This window comes from Mesorhizobium sp. M4A.F.Ca.ET.090.04.2.1 (genome assembly GCF_003999085.1).
Classification (GTDB): domain Bacteria; phylum Pseudomonadota; class Alphaproteobacteria; order Rhizobiales; family Rhizobiaceae; genus Mesorhizobium.
Genome location: NZ_RZOT01000636.1, coordinates 1 through 3,150, shown reverse-complemented (window position 1 = coordinate 3,150; position 3,150 = coordinate 1). Strand labels below are relative to the sequence as shown.

Below are 3,150 nucleotides of genomic sequence, written 5' to 3'. Positions count from 1 at the left end.
GATGTCGTTGCCGTCGGTGTCCTGCTTGCGCAAATTGGCGACGATCTTGCCGCGCCGGAAGACGACGATGCGGTCGACCAGGTCGAACACCTGGCGCATGTTGTGGCTGATCAGGATCAGCGGTTCGCCATTCTCCTTCAGCGTGCGGATGATGTTTTCGACCTGCGCCGTCTCCTGCACGCCAAGGGCCGCCGTCGGCTCGTCCATGATGATCAGCTTGGAGGCGAAGGTCGCGGTGCGGGCGATCGCCACGCACTGGCGCTGGCCGCCCGACATGTGGCGGATGGTGCTCGAGAGGTTCGGGATCTTCACCGCGGTGCGGACCAATGCCGCCTCGGTCGCCTTGCGCATGAATTTGCGGTCGAGGATCGAGAAGGGGCCGAGATTGAACAACACCTTCTCGCGGCCGAGGAAGAGGTTGGACGGCACGTCGAGATCGTCGGCGAGCGCGAGGTTCTGGAACACGGTCTCGATGCCGGCCTCGCGCGCCTCGATCGGCCCGGCGAAGTTCACTTCCTTGCCGTCGAACCAGACCTTGCCGTCGGTTCGCTGCTCGACGCCGGTGATCTGGCGCACGAAGGTCGACTTGCCGGCGCCGTTGTCGCCCATGATGGCGACATGCTCGCCCTTGCGCAGTTCGAAGTTCGCGCCTTCGAGAGCATGCACGCCGCCATAGCGCTTGGTCAGGTTTTCGGTCTTGAGGACGATGTCCGACATGGTCAAGCTCCTATCGCGCGGCGACGCTGGCGCCATTGATCGAGAACCACCGCGCCGACGATGATCACGCCCTTGACCATCTCCTGGTAGTAGGCGTCGAGGCGCAGGAAGGTAAAGCCGGAAATGATGACGCCGAAGATCAGCGAGCCGATGACGGTGCCGATGATCGAGCCGCGGCCGCCCGACAGCGAGACGCCGCCGATGACCGCCATGGCGATCGCATCGAGCTCGTACATCACGCCCATGCCGGCCTGGGCGGTGAGGTTCTTGGAGGACAGCACCACCGCGGCAACGGAAGCGAGAATGCCGGCGATGACATAGACCAGCACCTTGTGGTTGGCGATCTTGATGCCGGACATGCGTGCGGCGTCCTCATTGGAGCCGATGGCGTAACAGTGCTTGCCGTATCTGGTGTAGCTCAAGATGAGCTGGAACAGGATCGCCAGCGAAATGAAGATGATAACCGGCATCAGGCCCTTGCCGATGGCGGCGAAACTGTCGGTCGGAAACGAGATCGGTTGACCCTTCGACCACCATTTGGCGATGCCGCGCGCGGTGACCATCATGCCGAGCGTGGCGATGAAGGGCGGGATGCGCGTATAGGCGATCAGCGCACCGTTGATCAGGCCGGCGATAAGGCCGCAAGAGATGGCGACGAGCAGCGGGACGATCACGGGCAGGTCGGTCCAGCCCTGCGCCAGGAACATCGCCTTGGGGTTCGGGTTGCCATTGACCGTCGCTACCTGGGCAAAGCTCATGGCGATCATCGCCGTCGCGCCGACGATCGAGCCCGAGGACAGGTCGATGCCGCCGCTGATGATCACCTGCGTCACGCCGATAGCGATGATGCCGACGATCGAAACCTGCAGGATGATGATCTGCAGGCGGGCCTCGTTGAAGATCCGGCCAACGTCGCTGCGGGTGTTGAACAGGAAGCTGTCACCAAGAAAGATCCGGCCGATCAACTCGAAGACGACAACGAGAATTACCAGCGCCAGGAAAACGTTGAACTCGGCCGGCCATGCGCGTTTCTTCGCATCGTAGGTCAGCCCGCCGACGCCATGAGATGTCTGTGCCACGTGTTTTCCTCCGTCGGCCGCGTTCGCCCTCCCGCCGGTTCGGGCGGTGAGGGAAAATGGGGAGCGGCGCCGTTGTTATGATTTGATGCGCCGCTCCGTTTAGCCTAGCGCAGCCTCAGTTCTTCTTCAGGAACTTGTCGATGTTGGCCGGCGTGACGAGTTGGAACGGGATATAGACCTTGTGTTCCACCTTCTCGCCCTTGGCGAGCTTCAGCGCGGCGTCCAGCGCGCCGGCGCCCTGGCCAGCGGCGTCCTGGAACACCGTCACGTCGAGATCGCCCGCCTGCATTGCGGCAAGCGCGTCCTGGGTGGCGTCGACGCCGCCGACGACCACCGACTTCATGTCGATGTTGGCGGCCTTCATCGCCTGAATGGCGCCGATGGCGCTTTCGTCGTTGTTGGCGATGACGCCATCGAAGGGCTTGCCGGCCGACAACCAGTTGGTCATCAGGTTCTGGGCCTCGTCACGCTTCCAGTTCGAGGTCTGCTTGTCGATGATCTTGATGAAGCTGCAGTCCGGCGTAGCAATGACTTCCTCGATGTCCTTGGTGCGCTGCACCGCGGCCTGGTTGGAAAGCTCGCCCATGATCACGTAGACATTGGCTTCCTTCTTGCCCGCTTCCTTGAACAGGCGGCAGGCTTCCTGGGTTTCCAACGTGCCGGATTCAGCCTCGTTCGAGGCGACGAAGGCTTGGTTGTCCGGCAGCGTATCGACGTTGACCGGCTCGCGGTTGACATAGACCAGCGGGATCTTGGCCGCGGCAGCCGCGTCCGACATCGCCTGGGTGGCCGAGGTATCGACCGGGTTGACGATGATGGCGTCGACGCCCGAGGCGGCGAAGTTCTTGATCTGGTCAAGCTGCTTGGCGACGTCGTTCTGCGCGTCTTCGACCTGCAGTTCGACACCGCTCATGCCCTTGGCCTGCGCGATCATGCCGTTGCGCAGAACGGTCAGGAAGTTGTCGTCGAAAAGCGCCATCGAAACGCCGATCTTGGCGGCGAAGGCGGACGAACTCATAAGCGCCGACAGTGCGACGCCCAAAAGCAGTTTCTTCATTGTATTTCTCCTCCACATTGGTGTCCGGCTGCACCGATCTTTTGCCCGGAATCCCCGATCTCCCGAGGAATCTCTCCCGCTTTCTATTCCGGTTCCGGAGGGCGCCCTTTGCATGATGGAACGCCAAGTCCTCTGTTTGAAACAGATGTTCCGGAACGAAAGAACCAAAATACCCAGTTCGTGAAATATTTATTCCATTTCAGGCGGCGGCGTCAAGGGCGAATCGGAAGCCCGGCGCCGGATTTTCGGACTGGCCTGATAGATTCTATCATTTCGCCTGGCCGGCGCGCCGGCACG

At 61.8% G+C, this 3,150-nt stretch carries 3 protein-coding genes; all 3 read right to left on the bottom strand.

Annotation, left to right across the window (positions count from 1 at the left end; all coding sequences use genetic code 11):
* The coding region (locus tag EN781_RS29485; RefSeq protein WP_145965705.1) for an ATP-binding cassette domain-containing protein at positions 1-717 on the bottom strand (717 nt) is incomplete at its 3' end.
* Positions 718-719: 2 nt separating this feature from the next.
* Positions 720-1,796: an ABC transporter permease gene (locus EN781_RS29480; RefSeq protein ID WP_126057089.1), complete on the bottom strand. Its 1,077-nt coding sequence runs from the start codon at positions 1,794-1,796 to the stop codon at positions 720-722.
* Between the two features lie 115 nt (positions 1,797-1,911).
* Complete coding sequence (locus EN781_RS29475) at positions 1,912-2,853, bottom strand: sugar ABC transporter substrate-binding protein (RefSeq protein ID WP_126057090.1); 942 nt, start codon at positions 2,851-2,853, stop codon at positions 1,912-1,914.
* Between the last annotated feature and the right edge of the window lie 297 nt (positions 2,854-3,150).